The following is a 19,314-nucleotide window of genomic DNA, read 5'->3' on the forward strand; positions in this document are numbered from 1 at the left end:
GTATTACTTATAAATTTTTTACATCCATTTTATTTTACACAAGCCATTAAAAAAACTTTAGATAGGATTCTATATCCCGACCACCGGTATCTTAGAAACTATAGAACACTGACAAACGTTGATATATCAATGTTTGTGGGTGTTTTTTGTTTTTGAGGAAAACGGGTGAAAAAGGTAGAATGTTCCAGAACAAGGTGGCGGCAAAATTATCCCTGAAGGTTTAGGCAAGCCGGGACATATATACACTGTTGCACGTGGTAAATCAGGCATGATTGGTACTTTTAAAAATTGAAACCGAAGTTGTTAGTGGCAGTGGTAAGTTTGAAAGAACTGGCCTTGGGACGGACCGTGAAGCTAAAGAAAGTATTGATACTGCTTTTCGATATTTTAAAGCCAACAGTAAAAATATAAGTGGTTCGATAAGTAAAACCTTGAAGAATTATTTGATGCATATTCAGGATATTCATGGGATTGGGTTAACTAGTGAACTGTCTCTTGCAGCCTTTATTGCATTGTGTTCTGGAGCCATGCAAAAGCCCGTGCAAAGTCAATTTGCTGTTCTTGGAGCAATAAGTATAAGTGGTACTATTAACAAGGTAGAAGAACTTGCAAATGTTTTACAGGTTTGCTTTGATTCAGGGGAAAAAAAAGTTCTATTACCAATGGTTTCTGCTGTTAATATAGGGACTGTTCCACCAGAATTATTTGCTAAGTTTCAAATTAGTTTTTACCAAAGTCCGGAAGATGCTGTTTTTAAGGCTTTGGGGGTTGTATGAACTAAATAACTTTGCTAGCAGAAATCAAATGATTTCTGGCTTTTTGCAGGAAAATCATGGGTTTTGTCGAATGATAGTATATCTCGATTTTGTACAGGTGATAAATTATGATACTAACAAATAGCACAGTTCGATTGAAAGAGAGAGAAGTTGATTTAACTTCCGTTTTTACACATTCGAATATGAAGGCTGCGTGGAAAAATACAGTAAGAGATGGTTTAAGGAAGCAAGAAGTTACTGACTTACATGATTATTATGATTTTCATAAAAACAAAGACTCACTATTTAATGTTATTTTAAATCAAGTGACTAGTGGAGTTTATTACCCCAAGCAATCATATATTATTAGAGTTGAAAAAGGGAATGGTATATCTAGGCATTTACAAATACCATCTCCTCAAGATGCAATAGTCCTACAAACCATAGTTGATGGTATTTCCCCCATAATATTAAGTAAACAACCATCAAAACAGTCATACTTTAGTAGAAGTCATGGGAGAAAATCAATTGAGGATATTGATGATTCATTTCCATATGATTGGAGACAACTTTGGCCTGATTTTCAAAGTAGAATATGGGACTTTACTAATATATATAACTATGTTGTAGTCACTGATATTGCCAATTTTTTTGATAATATATCTATGAATCAATTGAGAAATGTTTATCCTTTGGAAAAGTACTTAATTTTGTTAGAGGTAATTAACGGAAATCTTGAGAAAACAAAGAAACTTGACCTAATAACTGCTGTCATAAAAGTAACTAAGGATCCAACTTATGTTTATAATTTAAAGAATCTAGCTAATAAATTATAAGTAGTTCAATTAACATTACTTGGGATAAATCTTGTATAATACTGATGTTATTCTCGGATAGGAGGGAAAGTAGATTATGACTAAGGAAAAAGAAAAGAAGCCTATATATTTTTCGAACTTTATAGATGAGGAAAATATTATTACTGATCCACCCTTAAATGAGATAGATACTAGTTATTATCGTTATTCTATAACAATGCCATTTAAAAAACGTAATCAGAAGAAAGAAAAAACTGCAGTTGTGATAATGAAAAATCCTAGTAAAGCTGGAAAATATGATTGCAACAATAATCGGAGACTTTCAGACGAGACTATATACAAGGTAACTGACTATGTATATAAACATGAGGAAAATTTCTCAAAGGTAATCATCTTAAATTTATTCGCTGTTTATGGCTCAGTGTTTAATAGTATTCATGATGAGAACATATATGGTGGTGATAATTTAAGTAAAAACAATAAAAAAATTCAAACCATAATTGAAAACCTCAAAAATGGAGATCGGGTTATTGTTGCATGGGGCGGCTATCCAAAACGGAAGGGGTTTAATCAAAACTATCGTGAACGTATACAAGAGATGAAGCAAATATTGAATTGTGATGAATTATGGTGTGTAGGAAATCTAGTTAAGGATGGAAACTGGAAATTTCCACAGCATGGATGGAGTTGGTTTGATTTTGAGAAAATGGAAAGGTTTGAATGGTAAAAAGACCTTCAAATTTGAAAATATAATAATATAATACTTGATATAAATTCCAGTGTATTTATCCGTTATTTTTATGGAAAAATGAAAGTATGCTAAGTATTTATTCACAAGTAGTTTAACTTTCGAAAAATCATTGCATGTATTGTAAATATTAATTAAGGAGATCATCTGCCCGTGGATATCAATGATCTAATCTATTCTATTGAAAAAGATATGAATTTGATAAACAAGAAAAGAACAATGGAAGTTCTCCTTTCAAATGGTTATAAAATTAACTACAATGCACTAGATTATTATATGTATGAATTTGAATTAGAGGAGGATTTGGAACTCTTAGACGGTACACCAATACGTCTATTTGCCGACAAAGAGTCTCAGGGAGAAATACTTAGTATAAGCAAAAAGAAATTAAAGATATCTTTGGATAAAGATTTTGGATATTTTATTCATAGTGCTAATCTTATCATTGAATATAATATATTTCTTGAAAAAGTTTTAAGCGAACTAAAGTTTGCCGAAAATAATAGTGTGCAAACATTAATTAATCGGTCATTAGGAAAAGATGACGTATCAAATAAAAAAAATCAAATAAGGGATAGCATAACAAATAATTTAGTTAATAATCAAAAAGATTTTTTTTCACATGTTGCATCTAATAAATATACTGTAATTGAAAGCTCAACTTTTGTTGAAGACTCTTCTATAATATCTTATTTAGTTAAACGGTTTTTTAGTAAAGGGAAGACTGTCCTGTTTGCTTCTAATTACAATATATTAGTAGATAGTGTCATATTAGATTTATTGAAACCTTGGAACAAATTTACTAAAGGACAAATATTAAGATTAGGTCCAAGTATAAAAGAGGAATTAATTGATTATGAAAATATAATCGACATAAAGTGCTTAGAAGAAAATTGTTACAAAAAAATAAAAAATCAAATATATAATAATGAATATGATTTATGTAAGTATATAACTGAAATATCTCATTTAGAAGAAGTTATTAAAGCTTTTGAAAAAAATGAAGAACTTACTACTATAATAAAAGTTTATGAATCGTATGTCGATGAAGTGAAAAGAGTAAAGGATAATCTAAAATTCGAAAAAGATAGTCTACTGGAAGAACAAAGAAAGCTAACTGAAAAGCTTGGTAAATCTCCATGCCGATTATTACTAATAGGGAATAGACGAGATAAATTGATAAGTCAAAGAGATGTTCTTCAAAGCAAAATAAGAGAAATCAAGAACAATATAGATAGTAAAGAGAAAGAACTTGAAATTACCCAGAAACAATTACATGACCTTTATATTCAATATACAAAAATGAAGTTATATAAAGAAAGTTACCAATCTGTAAATGAATGCAATAAAAGAAAATATAATGTTGAACTCCAAGCAAAATTAACTCGTGAAAATCTTAAAACGTTAAATAATGAATTGATTTCAATTAGAGAAAATTTGATATCAAATTCTAGAGTACTAGCTACAACTGTTATACATGGTACTTTACAAAAAGAAATGATAAAAAATTCTGATACAGTAATAATCTATGAAGGCGTTAATTCACCTTTATATCTATCTTATTTAGTTGCCAATTTAGCAACTTCTAATATAGTGATATTTAGAAGTAGCTTAAAACAAGGAGAATCTAAAGAATTAGTAATAAAAGATTCCGAACTGACTGCTATTGATGAGTTGTTTTATAAGACAGAAATATATAGAAATAGTCAAGAGTATATGGAATTAATTCGTTTTATAAGTAAATTTAAGAAATACTCTCCATATAACTGTATGCTAATGCATATTCAAAATCCCAATTTAACCTACGTAGCCTCTATCCGTGATTGGGAACGAAATTTTGAAAGATATCCCAAAGAGGATGCTAGACCCCTGGTAATTTTGCAACCATTTGGTCCAGTTATGTTTTTATACGATGTTATGGATACAGTTGGAAGGAATATTCCAGAAGAAATACTTAGACCATTTAAAACAGAAGGGGAATTTCCAAAATTCTTTCTTGAAAATGTGATTAGTAACTGTGACCTAAATGGAATTAAAGTGATAATGGAATCCTTGGCATTAAATAAAGCGGGGTATGCACAGAGGGTTAATAAAAATAATAAGGAAGATTATGATATAAAGGAACCACCTTTGGTCTATAACTACAAAATAGTAATTAATATTAATTTACCACAAAATGATCAATTCTCAACCCTTATCCATGAACTCGCTCATATATTCTGTGGTCATCTTGGTATGGACCCAATAAATTGGTGGGTTGATCGTTCAGACTGCAATATCATAACAGAGGAAATAGAAGCTGAAACCGTGACCTACATAATCTGTAATAGATTAGGACTTATTTCAACATCTGAAAAGTACTTGGTGAATTACAAAAATGAAAAAAACAAAGTATTACCAGAATTAAGTTTTAATTCTATTTTTCAAACAGCGGACCGAATTGAAGAATGGGGACAGAAGATATGTAAACGAAAAACTAAAAAAAATCGGCCTTTTAAAAATCTGTACTAGAAAAATTTAAGTGATTTTAAGCAGGCCTTATTTGAAAATTATAACGTCTATAACTACTTAGTTAAAGAATGGGAAGATAGCTTGTTAATTATTTACTAAATTTATGATATGATAATCATCAAATAAAAGAATCGAGGTGAAACTTAGTCTGCTCAGAACAAAATAATGAGGTGATTAAATGATTAGGATGTTCAAAGATCTTCCTAACCTCACTTTTCTAGAAGAAGTTATTTTTCAAATGATGTCTCTTAATCTATCAAAATCTCAAAAAGAAAGGTTGTATACTTTCTTTAAAAGGTTAAGTATCTTTGGAATCCAAAATAATTCGTTATTAGGAGGAGAAATGATATGTTCAATAGGAAGTGGAAAAACAACATATCAAATAAACAGCAAGTCCGGAAACTTGTTAATAACATTCCAAACGAATTCAGAGACATTTCAAATTGAAAAACTAGAAATTTAGGAACAAAGGTAAAGGGAGATACAGGAGGAATATATCACATTCCTCTTGTAAACCCAACCCTATTTGAGTAGAGCTAAGTTTATGAAGTTATAGAATTAAGAATGAAAGGAGAGATGAAAGTGAATGAGAAGAGTTTGAAAGATTTTTTAATGGTTTCGGATGAATATGAAAAAATAGATGAAGTTAAATTAAATATTTCCAAAATAATTCAGGAAAGAATTCAAGAGAATGGACTCTCAATAAAGAAAACAGCGAAACATATTAATGGAATGGGACCAGCTCAAGTTTCAAGAGTACTTCATGGGGAAAATTATAATATCCAAACATTAATTAAAATTTTAGACTACTTAGATTTGGAACTTATCATTCAAAAGAAAAGTTCCTAACAAATTCCTTATTTTAATTATGAATAAGAAAGGAAAACAACCAATCGACTATTCTTTATTCATTTATTAAATTATTAATCATTGACTGTAGACTTCAAATATATTAATGTGAAAATTTTATATTCTAAATTTGAAAAACATAATCATTTATTTGATTATGTTTTTCCTTTTTTTGTAAAACTTAAATTCGAAATCAAGTACATTTTTTTTCAGGAGGTAATCGCCAAAATGCGCATAGACCTTTCGGACTATATCGTTTGAAAACTTTTATTATTGGAAAAAAGTTGTTGACAACACATAGATTTCCAATTATGATTTTCATCAAAAGGTTCCGCATTCGGAACTATCTAATTGATAAGGCGGGTGAATAACATGGTCTTACTTGATATGACACCAAAGGAAAAGATATTTTATATCTTTGAGCATTTGCAGATTATAAATAAGGATATTCGTAGGATTGTTCCTGCTGTGCATGATGCTCGGTTCTATGATTTCTACAAAACGGTTCAATCTGATATGTTTTCGAAATCGACTATGAAGACTTTTCCATTGAACATCATTGAATTTCTGGCGTTGTTTACAACACCAATTGAGACTTGGGGTTACTTCGATAATCAGGAGCTAGACGCCTTGGAGGCAGAGGGTATTCCTACCAACTTGGCAATTATTACAACTAGGACAGGATTAAATGAGGACATTTTAGAGCTGCTAGAGGAAAATTCATATCATGAAATTGTCTCTGAGCCGATTGTAAAAATATTAAACTATTGTATAAACAAGGCGGAGCAAGAAGATAATTATCCCTTTTGGCAAAAGGTATATGAGGAAATACGTGACTATCTATCCGATCATCCGGGTCATTCGGAAAGGAAAAGAAATCTTGAAATCAAAAAATTTAAAGAGATTGACCCGCTATTAACCAAGTATATGGTTGAATGCTACGAACACATCCCGGCTGATAAAGAGTTTTATGTATGTCAGCATTGCGGCTGGACAGCGGAACGAACAATGAATGACACCATTCGTTGTGTCCGAACTGATTGTAAATCGTCTTTTAACACTTTTACCATTAGGGCATTACCAAAAGAATGGGATATTCGGTTAAAAGCGCAAATACAGAGATCCACCACGATTCCTACTCTGGCAGAAAGGGATGTGTATCATCAACTCCTGGAGCAGTCAGTGGTTGAAAGACTGGTGCGTTATCCAAAAATCGAACAGCAGGGGGATATCGCAGTTTATACGAAAAAGAACCAATATTTTATTGATGTCAAAGACTATAAATCTCCCAACAATCTCATCCGTTACCTGCTAGCAAATGCCGGAAAGATAAAGAGTCCCTATATCGTCGTAACAAATAAGCGGAACCAAAATAATTATGTGAAAATAGTGAACCTGAAACTTAAAGAAAATGGAATCATCCACTATCGTGTTTATTCTACAAAAAGCTTTATACACCATATAGAAAGATTAGAAGGGGGGCTGTAATGTGCGGCCCAGTTTTATTAAAGTAAAAAATAGTTTAAAAAAGGAGATTGAAGCCAATTATAATTCAAAATTGGACACTTCTAGTTTGCAGTCAAGTGAGGAGGAAGAAGAATATGTCACTTTGCTTGAAGAGCTATCATCCAAAAATGATCTTTGGCAAACCTATCAGCCGGTTTACGAAATGGAGTCGCTCATGTATGGTTTTTATATTTGCTTTAAACAATCATCGTTCTTAATCGAAGATCTCTGGTCGATTCTATACAAACAATTAGACCTAATCCCATTTGAGGATAGCAAAAGATATATAATCGATATTATAAGTTTGCATTTTAAAGGCAAGTATACACTCTTCCAACTTCGAGAAGCCCTTGAACTGTATATGTTGGTGTCTGAAGAAAGGCGTAATTTCACTGTAGTGTTTGATAACAGAGTAAATACTATGAAAATCGAAATAACCAACTGTGCCCGCTATCGTTTTTTATTTTTTGACTTATTTTTTGAGCCTATATTTCATCAACATCAAAGGCAAGAACTTCCGCCCGTTTTTCAGGCAGAAGACGGTCCTATTACCCTTAAAATAAGAAATAAAGAGATGGTGATTAATGCCATCCCCGCCCATCTTTGGGACTCCATAAAAGAAAGATCGCCTGTAGTTCAAAACATGCTTGCCATGAATAATCCCGATGGCCAACAAACAGTCTCAGCGGTTTTAGACAACTGCTTGGAGCAAATGCAGTTTTCTAGAAGTGAAAACCGGCGCAAAGTAGAGTTGTCCGAATTAAGTGTTGATATGAAATCCGATCCCTATATGGAAGCAGCTAATTTCCTTCATCTACAGCGGAGCAAATATGGGAAAACCGGAAGAGATTACCTTGTTTCACGAAAAAGCTTTCAGATTAATGCAATAAATGGGACAGAACCGTCTTTGTTTCAATACAAGCCGTTACTCCATATCATTGGGAAAACAGGTTCAGGGAAAAATACCTTTATTGAGTTAGAATTAGCCAGGGTCCGAACATATGGGGCAAAAAGTGGCGTAGTTTTAACTAAAGTCCAAGATGTGTTTCAGCAAGTAAACAGGCTCCAATCGCATGGAATCTTTGCAGCTCCCATTATTGGGAAAACTAGTATCCTTGAACACTTGGGAACAGAAATAACGAGTCTACATAGTAAAGTGAGCGGGGATTTCCTCCGGCAGCCTTTATCTGAATTAGTTAAACAGCAGGAATATACATATTTTTCAAATGACTGTATTCTCAATACGCTAGCTGGGATTAGGGAGGAAGGCCATTTTCCTTGTACAAATTTAATCATAACTATTGACGGCAAAAAGCAAAAACGGAGTTGTCCTTTTTATCCAATTTGCGGAGCGGGAACAAGGGATCGGGCATTACTACAAGCAGACGTATGGATCGGCACGATTGATTCCTTGTTTAAATCAAGGCCCCTACCCATTTTTAATGATATGAACATGTCTTATGCTGAAATTGCAAATCGATATTTAGATTTACTATTCGTGGATGAAGGAGACAGTTCCCAAGAAAGAATGGACATCCTCCCTGTTACACATAACGATATTTTTGGACAGCTTGACTCAACCTTCGAAAAAGAAATTTTAACAATAAAAAACGAATTAGAACTAAGCCACCGACATGCAAACAATACTGATGTCAACCTTTTTATTGAACATACCAGAAATGCTACCATAATGGTGAAAAATATAATCGGGCTCTTATTGGATAGCAGCTTCCTTCGCCATTCATTAAAAAACAGGTCGTTTACAATTTTTGAAATGGTCAGCGAAATGGCGGAAAAATTGGTTGTGAATGGTGAGGATAGTGAACGATTTCAAGAAGCCATTTTGGAAATCGCGGAAGAAGAAGCTGATTTGAGGGAGCCTATCGAATCGTTTTTCAGAAGATTCAGTAGTATTAAACTTCAAAAATTCACTGCAATTGATTTAAGGTCAAAACATATGCATCAGCTTGTAGCTGAGTTGATTGATAAAATGAGCAATATCTTAAAGATGCCATTAAAAAAGGATCTTTCAATGAATCACACAGCCCTTTTTATGTTTACTGTCTTTTTAATTCAGTTTGATCATCTTTATATGATGCTTATAAACCTTATTGGATCGCTTCCGCTACATGATGAACATGAAATTGAAAAAAGATTTGACTTTATTAAAAAGTATATACCTTTTATGCCAGAACCGCTCACTGAACGGAGCTTCCAGTATCAATATAAAGTGGGAGAAAGTGAAGAGATAGGGACGTTCTCCCTATATGAATATAGGGGAGTTGGAAGAGAATTATTGTTACAATTTTCCCGCGTTTACCGAGATATTGATGGGATTGAAGGACCTGCAGTTGTTTTGTTGTCAGGAACTAGTGTTGCACCGTATTCCCCGCATTTTCATATCGAGAAAGAAGTGGATTATATCATAAGCAGTACCGTATCGGAAAATCAAAAAAGTAAATTTACCATCGAATTTGCTATCTGTAATGATGAAAATAATACACCAATTTCTGTTTCCGGACTGCGTGACGAAGAAAAAAAGCAGGCGTTGAAGAAAATGGCCATGGGCGATTTGCCATCCATAATTATGAAGGAATTAGTCTTTTGGAATCAGCGAAGGGGAAGCGATATCGGCCGGGGAGTATTGCTTATTACCAATTCATATGAACAAGCCAATGTCGTTCATATGGAATTAAATCGCCATATGCCCAACCATGCCATTTATTCGTTGGCACGGAATAACAGCAGATTGAAAGAAAATCAAATTCCGTTAAATTTGATTGAGCAATTTGCCGGATTTGGCTCGAGAATTCTTCTCGCACCAATGAAACCAATTAGTACAGGTTTAAACATTTTACAAAAGGGAAGTAGCAAATCTTTCTTTGGAACGGTTATTTTCCTGGTCCGCCCGTTACCGCCTCCTGGTCAGCTTGATGATATGATCAAAGTGATGAGCGGTTCCTCTTATCCCTATATTAGAAATCTTGTTAAGAATCAGCAGGTATTAGGGAAGGGGGCTTTGGCTTTAAAGCGACATTCCTTACTATTAATGAAAAAATTACTTTCTGTTGATAAAACATTTTCAAGGCTGGAGGATGAATACCGCTATCCAATTTCTTGGTATGTAATGAAGGACGTAAGGCAAACCATCGGCCGCGCCCAAAGAGGGGAAACGGATGCCAGAATCTTACTGGCTGATGCCAGTTGGATGCCGACCTCAGATAAAGGAGCCATGACCAAATCTTTACTGCATGACTGGCTTTTCATGTTGGAAAACAGTCAGTCGAAAGAAACAAAGGAGCTTTACCATGACTTATATTTGGCGCTTCAAGACCTGCTTTTAGCCCAGAAAAAATAAACGAAAATGGAGGAGAATCCGTTCATGTCTCATAGTAAATCGCTTATTAGTGAAGTCATTGAACAGCTGCCAATGACTTTAAAGGAAAATAAAGACGAAATTGCGGCCATTCATGCATTACAATTGATTCCCGAAGATTTCAGGCAAAAACAGGTAATCGCATGTAAGATGCCGTCGAAACTATCCAATTTGTTCGTTACTTATGCTGATGATCAAAATATTCCTTTTTACCCATCTAATCTACGAGCAGTGCTTCTTTATTTTTATCCGGAAATCCTTGGGATTTATTTCGATTGGGATGTTATTCACGGCAATCGCTACTGGCTCTTCCTCCCTGCCGATTTCAGCGAGGAGGAAAAGGATGAAGTGATCGAGGGAATATTGACCATTGTTGAGGATTGGCTCAATGGATTTTCGGAGATTATAGAGAAGTTTGAATTGCCGCCAAATTGTTTGAACTATGAAAAGAAAGCTCTAATGGATCTATATTATTCTCAGGACTTTGACCGGGTGATCATTCCTTTTATCGGAAATGAAATCATTTATTCCCATTATGATTGGCTTAAGGAAAATCTTCCGGAAATACACTATACTCGGCATCAAAGTGTAACCTCCATTGTGCTCCCAACCGAATGGCTGCCAGACCATAATGACACTAATTTTTCTTTATTATCGAATCCTATCATAATTAAACAAGGAAAGAGAAAAATAACGATAGCATATCGGATTAAAATGATTGTAGACAATACGTACAATCAAAAGCGTATTAATTTCTACTTAGAAAAGACAAGATTCATCATGGCAAAGTTGGTGGACGACCAAGGAAAGTATAGCTTTCATCCGAATCCGTCGGGTGAGGGTGTGAAACAACGTACATCCTATGTAATCATCAACAATCGCCACCGTCGGAAAATGATAAGAGTACCGGTAAAATGGGATGCGGAAAACGAAAAGCCAGTAATCTTTTTCGGGAAAATGACCCGGTCTTACCTACGCCTTAATACCAGCATTAGGTTGCCGGATTATCATGACGTTTTTGAACAGCCTTCCAGGTTCCATGGGGAAGAACAAGAATATAACGATAAAATCAGCTTTTTAAACGACGGGGTGTTTATACCCTATCAATTGGAAGATATGGGGAGGACTCATAATGCTAAATCGGGACTTAGTTTAAACGAACACCAACATATCTTTAATCATGTTTCATCACTGCTACCATATAAACGAGTGGAAGCCATCAAACCGCCTATTTATGTTGAAAATGCCCTCATCCAAGGTGGGAGTATAAAAAAAGACCGTCCAGATTTCTATGTGAAACAAAAACTGGAAGTAGTGGTTGCAACGGATAGTCAAGACCTTGCCATCCCGATAGTTAAGGCGGCTATTGAGGAGATTACCAAGCCTGCCTTGGATAAAAACGGTGAACTCAAAATGATGAATGGGAAATTTGCAGAATTTCGGACAACGGTTCACCGGTATATTGTTTCCTTCGTAAAAGAGGAAAAGGGGACATTAACCTATTTATATAAAGATCAGGAATTTCCAGGAAAAGGGGACTTCCAACTTATTGTCCATTTTACGGATAAGTTAATCCCTTATTCAAAAAGTCTTGATCGATTACAAGGCTATCTTTCCAGTACACTGGATCGAATCGATGTAATTAAAGAGCTGACTTTTGATGTGTCTGAAAATAGCTATTTTATCATCGATATGCCAAATTATAAAAATAAATCCATTGATCCGAAAGCCGCGGTAAAATTTGCCCTATTGGAAAAAGGTTTTGTTTCTCATAATATTGATGTCGCTTACTTAAAGAACATTATCAATAAAATGAGTAGATTGAATGATGAGTATGTACTAAACTCATCAGAAAAAACTAAAAATGAACTAGAAAAATTGAAAAGTAAATTTATGAAAGTGCAAGATGAAATGAAGCAAAAGGTGAGGATGACGTTTTATAAGATTTTCGAAAAAGAAGGATTTACAAATCAAATGATTCATGTTGCAAAAAGTCCTGTTTGCCCAGTTTATTTTGCCGATAAATTTGAGTTTAAAGTTAAAGATAAAAAACCGCAATATGTGTATGCTCTATCAAAGTTCGAAAATGGCAAGATATTTTATAAGTTTACGAGGCAGGAAGGATGGTATGAATATGGCGAGGCAATGAAGACTCTTGGCATCACCGCACAAATGGAACAATTTATTGCTACGGAAGCCAAGTTTTTTACATTCATAAAGGATTATGTTGAGCCAGGTTCGGTGGTGTTTTTGGATTATTTACAGAAGGATACGTATGAACAGCTACATCATGAGTATAATCATCAGCAGATTAGCTTTGAAATAGGGTTACTGTCACCGAGCAAATATAAAAATCCTTATATTGCCAGGGAAAAGCATGAAGAAGCGATGTTCGGACCATTCTTAACAAAAGACGAGGATTATTATTTTTCAGTCCCACCCAAACCAATAACACATCAAATCCCTGTGCATTTAAACAGCCAACTGGCCAATAAGGCTTACCTTAATCGAACGGCACTCAAAATAAAAACAACGGCTAACAATTGGTCTATTATTGAAGAAATCCATCGCTTACGAAATATTTCATTAACTTATGCTTCCTATTTGAGCGTTCCCTACCCGCTTCATATTTTGCAAAATACATTTAAAAACCTATTTGGTTTAAACCCGTTAATAAAAAAATAAGGGAATTTTCTTCGTAGATTAGGATCTCAGGATGAAGGGTGGTGCCTAGCACCGCCCTACTTTTGTCTAAGAACGATAGAGTTGTGTTTGCTAAACTAATTTGTCAGAAAGTTGACGTTATTGCCTGTCCGGTAATTGACGAATCTGATGTCCCTATAAGAGTGTTTTGATGAAAAGGGAGAACAGAAAAATTAATAGTGTCTCGATCAAAACAACCCCCCATTTTAATGCCTAGGGTGCTTTTTATTTTAAATTGTTCAAGATTCAGAAGCAGATTAAGGACACTTATACCAGTAACATTAGGACATTTTGAGCTGACAAAAAACTCCTGGTCTTTCCTGAATAGATAACTAAATAACTTTTTTATTTTAAAATATTTAATGAATGACCAAACTGATGGGTGATGATTTAAATCAATATGAGGGGTTCAATATGTATATTTTAAAGGGAAAGAAAGCCGAAAAAATAGAGCCAGTCACTTTTTCAGATCTTGGCATGCAAGAAAGTGATATGGAAGAAATCATACGGTGCAGCATTGATATGTTATGTGATGATGAGGAATCGATGCTTATTGTAGGTCAACAAGTCAAGAATGAAAAGAATGGCCGAAGTGACTTAACTGCCATTGATAATAACGGGAATATCGTATTGATCGAAATTAAACGTGATCGAAAGGACATTGAGGGAAGGAAAGAGGCTTTTGAATTTCAAGCGATTCGATAACGCTGCCAGCTATGCTACTATAGAGAGCCCGGACGATCTTGTGAAAAAAGTGTATGCTCCTTGATATCGATAAACACCGCAGTGAATTTGAACTTGGCGAACTGACCTCCTATGAGCTCGGCATCCGAAAGTTGAATGAATTTTTGAAAGTCAACGAGGCAGAAAATAGCTTTAATAAAAAGCAGAAGATTATTTTGATTGCTTCAGACTTTGATGAACAGACATTATCCGCAGTGTCCTGGCTAATTAATAATCGTGTAGATATGAGTTGCATTAAGCTTACCCCATATAAGGTTGACGGCATTATTTATTTACATGCTGAAAAACTTTTGCCTGTAGCAAATTATGCTGATTACTATGTAAATCTAATGGATAAAACCTTACCTTCACCGGTAAAAAGAAATAAAGGCGGTACTCGACGGACACTACCTAAGATAGATGCGATGCTTAATTGGGGAGTGGTCAAAGCCGGTGACATTATTATCGCTAAAGATCGAGGCGATGAAGGAATGCTTCTACCTAATGGAAATATCATGGTAGATGCTAAGGAACAATCTATGCAAGCATGGTTAAGGGATATCTATGGCTGGTCTAGTGTACAGACATATGTGTTGCCATTCATAAAGATAGCGGCAAGTCGTTATCTCAGATTCGTGAAGAATATATGGAACAGCAGGCAAGGGAATCTACTGCTGAATTGTAGGAAGAAGATGATTATGGTCATAACGATCAACACAATTACCTAGTCACTATCCGATAAATTTATTTCACAAAAATGTTTCATAAATATCACTTATTAAAGAGTTAATTATTCTAAGAATAGTTAGCTCTTTTTGTTTTAAATAATTGTTGCTGCTATCCCGAAATTACTAAAATTGACAGTACCGCTTACAAGATTTAACTGCCCATGGCATATTAATTCATTTGGAAAAATCAATTCAGTTTTACCAAATTTGGTTAGTGTAAATTTCTTAAAACTATTAGAATATGTGTAAAGTATAAAATTTTCATTGGAGCTCTTTTGGATTGAGAGAATAACTCCTAAGGGAACTATGATTTAAGTCCCATCTTAGTAGAAAATAACTGTCACATGCTTGAACGAGAGCAGTAAAACTGCCAAATGCGAAAGCGAAAACTTTCTTGTTTTTGTTTTAATATGTATTAAAATAAAACGTAGATATTATTTCCTAGTTCGAATTCAATGTATATTTGGGGGATTTTTCATAATGTCCTAATGAAAAAGAGGAATTAACAAATATGAAAGTAAGAAAAAAGGGGATATTTACACTATTTTGGATCTTGGAGGTGCATCTACATATATCGCCAGAGATATTTGAAATAGCAGATGCTACGTGTGTGCCTAAAAGAGGGATCCTGTGAAAAATATTGTTTAGGAAAATAGATTTACGTCATATACAGAATTTGGCATTCCTTTCACTGATTTATTCCAATGGACTTATCTTATTATCTGGTATGACAAGTAAAGAAAAAAACCATGCTGGAAATGAAGCAAAAAAACAAACAGTAAAAGACTTATAAAACTGTCATAAGGTGCTTTATGAGCAGTGGGACGGATTTCCTGCAAAAACTTTACTCGGAAAAACAGCAGGAGAACCATTCTCCTGCAAAAAGGGGGAATTGTTATATGTTGTTAGTTGCTTTGATTTTAGTTTTTATTCTTTTATTCATGATTATTTTTACAATCAAAAATAAAACGATTAAGCAAGTTCCTATGGAAACGGTTAAGGTGAATTTTAGTAATAAAAATGGACAGTATGTGGCTACTGGCAATACAGGGGAATTTATTATTAAAAAGGATAATCGCTTTGAGTTTTTAGTGAAAGACGGTGTAATTATTGCATGTAAAGATAATAGTCGACATCAAGAGTTTATCTACTATAAGGAGGTGTAAAGGTGGGCTTTTTAGATTGGGCATCAAGTAAGGTACAATCTTTTACTGGAGAAGCGGACAGGCGAGCGTTAGTAGAAGAATTTAAGGATGTACATTCGGAACATAAGGAAACGGTTCATACTAAGATCGCTTTATTAAACAGATTGATTGAAGACTTTAATCGAGGCATTCAACAACTGAACAACTTTAGAACAGATAAGGTAAAAGTAAAAATTGAAAATCTTTTCGATTTTTTAGTTAAATTCGGGAATATTGAAAGTACAATTACCTTTGCAGATGAAAAACAAAAAGAAATTGTAGACATCCCTACAAAAGCTTTCGAATCCACAGATAGTTATATTAAAGATATTGATTGGAGTAAGGATGATGTCTTCACTAAAACGTTCTTCAAAACCATCTTTGGTGTACGGTCTGAGACTAGACGTCAAAACTCCTCAATGAAAGAAGAATTGAATGAATTTCAAATGGAAATCAAAAGCCGTGAAAAGCGAATTGATTTTAAACAACAACGGATAAATACGGATAAAAAAATTGGTGTTTTATACTACTCTACAATCGCAATGATTGACCAAACGATCGAAAAGAAGATCCTTCCTGAAATGGAATTGGTTGAAGCAATGCTTGAGGCTGAATCCATTAAGAATATGATTCTAGTTCATCAAAATCCATCGGATACGCCAATGAACAAGGATATTAGTTTACTACAAGGGACCATTTATGATCGACATTATCGATTCGTTAAGAACTCCTTTTTATTTTTTATTTTATGTAAAAAAATCTATAACACTCCGATTCTTACAAAATTGCTAAATGAAGAAACAACGAATATCGATTTTAAGCAGCTTGAAGATCAAAAAAGTGTTCTAGTTAAACAAGAAAAAGAATTATCAATTAACATGATGAAGGAGTATAGACATGGAGCTTAAAAAAGTCGTACTACTTAGAAATAGTCTAGCTGAAAAAGAAAAGAAGATATACCTAAATATTATGACACAAATGAATACAAATATGAAAGAATTGTTATCCACGAATATCGGGACACAGCTAGTCACCTCATGTGCACGAGATATTTCTGGACAAGTTGTCCGCAAGTATTTTGATATGGGAGATTTATACATCACAGTAGATCAATTAGCGAAACGAATCACATCGTTTGATTATAAAGATGAATATGATCCTCTTCAAGGAAATACCGAATACCAAAAGGAAGTCATGAATTACAACGATGATCTGGAATTTTCATCAACGTTAAAAAACATCAATAAACGTAATGCAGATGCCACTAAAAAGGTATTCGAGGGACCCCGTAATAAAAACGAACCGTACTATGATAAAACCGGTAAGAAATACTCTTCCCGTTCTGACTATAAGTACGGTGAAATAAATGCTGATAGTGATTTCATGAACGATGATTTAACCGGTCATTCGGAACGAAAAGAAACAATTCAAGGTGATCATGTTCGGGCAGTAAAAGATGCTTCCTACAATTCCAATTATTTGGATCAGGCTTATGTGGAAGAAATTAAAAAGATATATAATTCCGAGGATAATATGCAATGGATCAATGAACGTGCCAATCAGTCCAAGGGTACTGCTGCCAACGTTGAAGAAACAATTAAAAAGTGGGAGAACGCCTCACCAGACACGAAAAAGGTGCTTCTCGATAAAGGCTATATAAACGAAGATGGAAAAGTTCCAAAGCAAGTAAAGAAGGAACTTGAGAGAAACTATCGTCATATTGGAAATGTTGAAAGTATGACAGCATTAAAATACACAAACTATAAAAAAGTTGGTGGTGATGCAGTCCTCGAAACCACGATGTCGATGGGGAAAATTATGACCGGTCAATTAATCTACTATGCCCTACCGCCACTTGTCTATGAAGTCAAAACGATTTTAGGCAATGGCTCTGTAGCGTTAGAAAGCTTTTTTCATGAGATAAAAAAAGCAGGAAAACGTATTATTAAGTATGTGTCATCAAAACTGAAACATATTCTAGCCAACTTTGCCGGAAACTCTATTAAAAAGCTCCTAAAAACATTTTTTGATATCTTACTAACTATTGTCAAAGATACAATAAAGCGCATTATGAATCTAGTGAAGGATTTAGTTCTAGCTCTCGTGGATTCTGTCAAAATTCTATTTGACAAAAATGCAACACCAGCTCAAAAAGCGGATAGTATTTTTAATTTGATGTCAGTTACCATAGCAAATACTGTTGTTATTATTTTAATGGAGTATCTGGAGAAACAATTTTCAATTCCATCCTTTTTAGTGGAAGCTATTGAGATGCTTGCAATTGTATTAACAACGAATTTGGTGATGCTGATACTACAGAAGGCGGATCTTTTTAATGTAAGATATGGTTTTATGATGGCAAATATCGAAAAAATATTTGTTGAAACGAGCCATAAGTATGATTCTGCCATTGCCACTTTAGAAACTGAAACTAATACTGAAATAGATAGTATCTTGAATCAAGTGGCAGATGAAATTGCTACAATGGAAGAACGTTTTATGCTAATGAATCTCTATTCTGATTCTGTTAAAGAAGACTTAGAGAACATTAATCGCATCTTCAATATGAAAATCGATTTTGATAAGGAATGGGAGAAGTATATAGGTATTGCAAATTAAGGAGGAAACATCGTTGATAATCATTATAGGTATCGCAGTTTTTATTTTTATATTATGGTTTTTGGCCATGTTAAATAGTAGGTAGGTGAGCGTAATGTGTAAGGATCAAGGGCATTTTTCAGATTCACAATTAGTACAAATAAAGCTTGGTAAAAAGCATGGGCTAACAACCGATGAAATCGATGTCTTTGCACGGCCTCATTTTGATGAGGAACAAATGGAAAGAATCCGTTGGGGTATAGAACAGGGCTATCCTATCGAGCAGATCAAGCTTTATGCCAATCCAAGTTTTGATGCAGATCAAATGAAAATTATCCTTTGGGCAATCGAATCCAAATTCTCTATAACGGAAATTACTTCAATAGCTAATACAGATTTAGAAGCTGATGAAATGTTCGAGATCTACGAGGATATTAGCAAAAAACGGTGAGCAGAGCGATGTATGAGGAAAGGAAAAATAGATTCAAGTAAAAGTACTACAATAAATCGTTCAGAATAACTCCGGTGCATAGTCACTACTCGATAAATCTTGTATTACAAATGTTTCTCGGATATCTTTATTGAAAGAGTTAATTATTCTATGAATAGTTGGCTCTTTTTTTATTTCAAGAAATTGTTTCTGCTACCCCGAAATTACTGAAAGTTAATGGTATCGCTTGTGATTTACCTTTGTCTGAGAAGGATTTTAATCACTTGGCAGCAGCGATCAAGATTTTATATGGTAAAGGGATGAATCAGAGTTTTAGTTATTTGTTCAAGGAATCTCTTTCCGTATTTATGGTGTTTTGCGCTGTTTA

Annotated in this window: 13 protein-coding genes and 1 pseudogene; all 14 read left to right on the top strand. The window is 34.1% G+C overall.

Annotated features, from left to right (window positions below; genetic code table 11):
* Positions 1-178: 178 nt before the first annotated feature.
* Positions 179-776: pseudogene (locus tag AR334_RS01015) on the top strand (S16 family serine protease); the annotation flags it as partial.
* Between the two features lie 107 nt (positions 777-883).
* Complete coding sequence (locus AR334_RS01020; RefSeq protein WP_066303986.1) at positions 884-1,591, top strand: hypothetical protein; 708 nt, start codon at positions 884-886, stop codon at positions 1,589-1,591.
* 76 nt (positions 1,592-1,667) lie between these two features.
* Positions 1,668-2,297 carry a DUF1643 domain-containing protein gene (locus AR334_RS01025; RefSeq protein ID WP_066303987.1) on the top strand — a complete coding sequence of 210 codons (630 nt, stop codon included), beginning with the start codon at positions 1,668-1,670 and terminating at the stop codon, positions 2,295-2,297.
* 174 nt (positions 2,298-2,471) lie between these two features.
* Positions 2,472-4,829: a hypothetical protein gene (locus tag AR334_RS01030; RefSeq protein ID WP_066303988.1), complete on the top strand. Its 2,358-nt coding sequence runs from the start codon at positions 2,472-2,474 to the stop codon at positions 4,827-4,829.
* Between the two features lie 582 nt (positions 4,830-5,411).
* Positions 5,412-5,678, top strand: coding sequence for a helix-turn-helix domain-containing protein (locus AR334_RS01040; protein WP_066303993.1), 267 nt, complete (start codon positions 5,412-5,414; stop codon positions 5,676-5,678).
* 372 nt (positions 5,679-6,050) lie between these two features.
* Complete coding sequence (locus tag AR334_RS01045) at positions 6,051-7,166, top strand: hypothetical protein (protein ID WP_066303995.1); 1,116 nt, start codon at positions 6,051-6,053, stop codon at positions 7,164-7,166.
* 1 nt (position 7,167) lies between these two features.
* Positions 7,168-10,542: a hypothetical protein gene (locus tag AR334_RS01050; RefSeq protein WP_066303997.1), complete on the top strand. Its 3,375-nt coding sequence runs from the start codon at positions 7,168-7,170 to the stop codon at positions 10,540-10,542.
* 24 nt (positions 10,543-10,566) lie between these two features.
* Positions 10,567-13,245, top strand: a complete 2,679-nt coding sequence (locus tag AR334_RS01055) for a hypothetical protein (RefSeq protein ID WP_066303999.1) — start codon at positions 10,567-10,569, stop codon at positions 13,243-13,245.
* A 396-nt stretch (positions 13,246-13,641) separates the two neighbouring features.
* Complete coding sequence (locus tag AR334_RS30230; RefSeq protein ID WP_253701144.1) at positions 13,642-13,968, top strand: hypothetical protein; 327 nt, start codon at positions 13,642-13,644, stop codon at positions 13,966-13,968.
* A 53-nt stretch (positions 13,969-14,021) separates the two neighbouring features.
* A complete protein-coding gene (locus tag AR334_RS01060; protein ID WP_253701145.1) occupies positions 14,022-14,714 on the top strand; it encodes a hypothetical protein in 693 nt (230 codons plus the stop codon).
* Between the two features lie 899 nt (positions 14,715-15,613).
* Positions 15,614-15,880 carry a hypothetical protein gene (locus AR334_RS01065; RefSeq protein WP_066304002.1) on the top strand — a complete coding sequence of 89 codons (267 nt, stop codon included), beginning with the start codon at positions 15,614-15,616 and terminating at the stop codon, positions 15,878-15,880.
* A gap of 2 nt (positions 15,881-15,882) precedes the next feature.
* Entirely contained in the window at positions 15,883-16,806 is a 924-nt protein-coding gene (locus AR334_RS01070) for a hypothetical protein (RefSeq protein ID WP_066304005.1), read from the top strand.
* Positions 16,796-18,517, top strand: a complete 1,722-nt coding sequence (locus AR334_RS01075; protein ID WP_066304007.1) for a hypothetical protein — start codon at positions 16,796-16,798, stop codon at positions 18,515-18,517. Before AR334_RS01070 ends, AR334_RS01075 begins: the two co-directional genes overlap by 11 nt.
* A gap of 94 nt (positions 18,518-18,611) precedes the next feature.
* Entirely contained in the window at positions 18,612-18,947 is a 336-nt protein-coding gene (locus AR334_RS01080) for a hypothetical protein (protein ID WP_066304009.1), read from the top strand.
* The last annotated feature ends 367 nt before the right edge of the window (positions 18,948-19,314 follow it).

The organism is Bacillus sp. FJAT-29814, from assembly GCF_001510715.1.
GTDB lineage: Bacteria > Bacillota > Bacilli > Bacillales > Cytobacillaceae > Neobacillus.

Coding starts and splice junctions, on each gene's coding strand:
- AR334_RS01020 (WP_066303986.1), top strand. CDS start 884: ATGATACTAACAAATAGCACAGTTCGATTGAAAGAGAGAGAAGTTGAT.
- AR334_RS01025 (WP_066303987.1), top strand. CDS start 1,668: ATGACTAAGGAAAAAGAAAAGAAGCCTATATATTTTTCGAACTTTATA.
- AR334_RS01045 (WP_066303995.1), top strand. CDS start 6,051: ATGGTCTTACTTGATATGACACCAAAGGAAAAGATATTTTATATCTTT.
- AR334_RS01055 (WP_066303999.1), top strand. CDS start 10,567: ATGTCTCATAGTAAATCGCTTATTAGTGAAGTCATTGAACAGCTGCCA.
- AR334_RS30230 (WP_253701144.1), top strand. CDS start 13,642: ATGGGTGATGATTTAAATCAATATGAGGGGTTCAATATGTATATTTTA.
- AR334_RS01060 (WP_253701145.1), top strand. CDS start 14,022: ATGCTCCTTGATATCGATAAACACCGCAGTGAATTTGAACTTGGCGAA.
- AR334_RS01065 (WP_066304002.1), top strand. CDS start 15,614: ATGTTGTTAGTTGCTTTGATTTTAGTTTTTATTCTTTTATTCATGATT.
- AR334_RS01075 (WP_066304007.1), top strand. CDS start 16,796: ATGGAGCTTAAAAAAGTCGTACTACTTAGAAATAGTCTAGCTGAAAAA.
- AR334_RS01080 (WP_066304009.1), top strand. CDS start 18,612: ATGTGTAAGGATCAAGGGCATTTTTCAGATTCACAATTAGTACAAATA.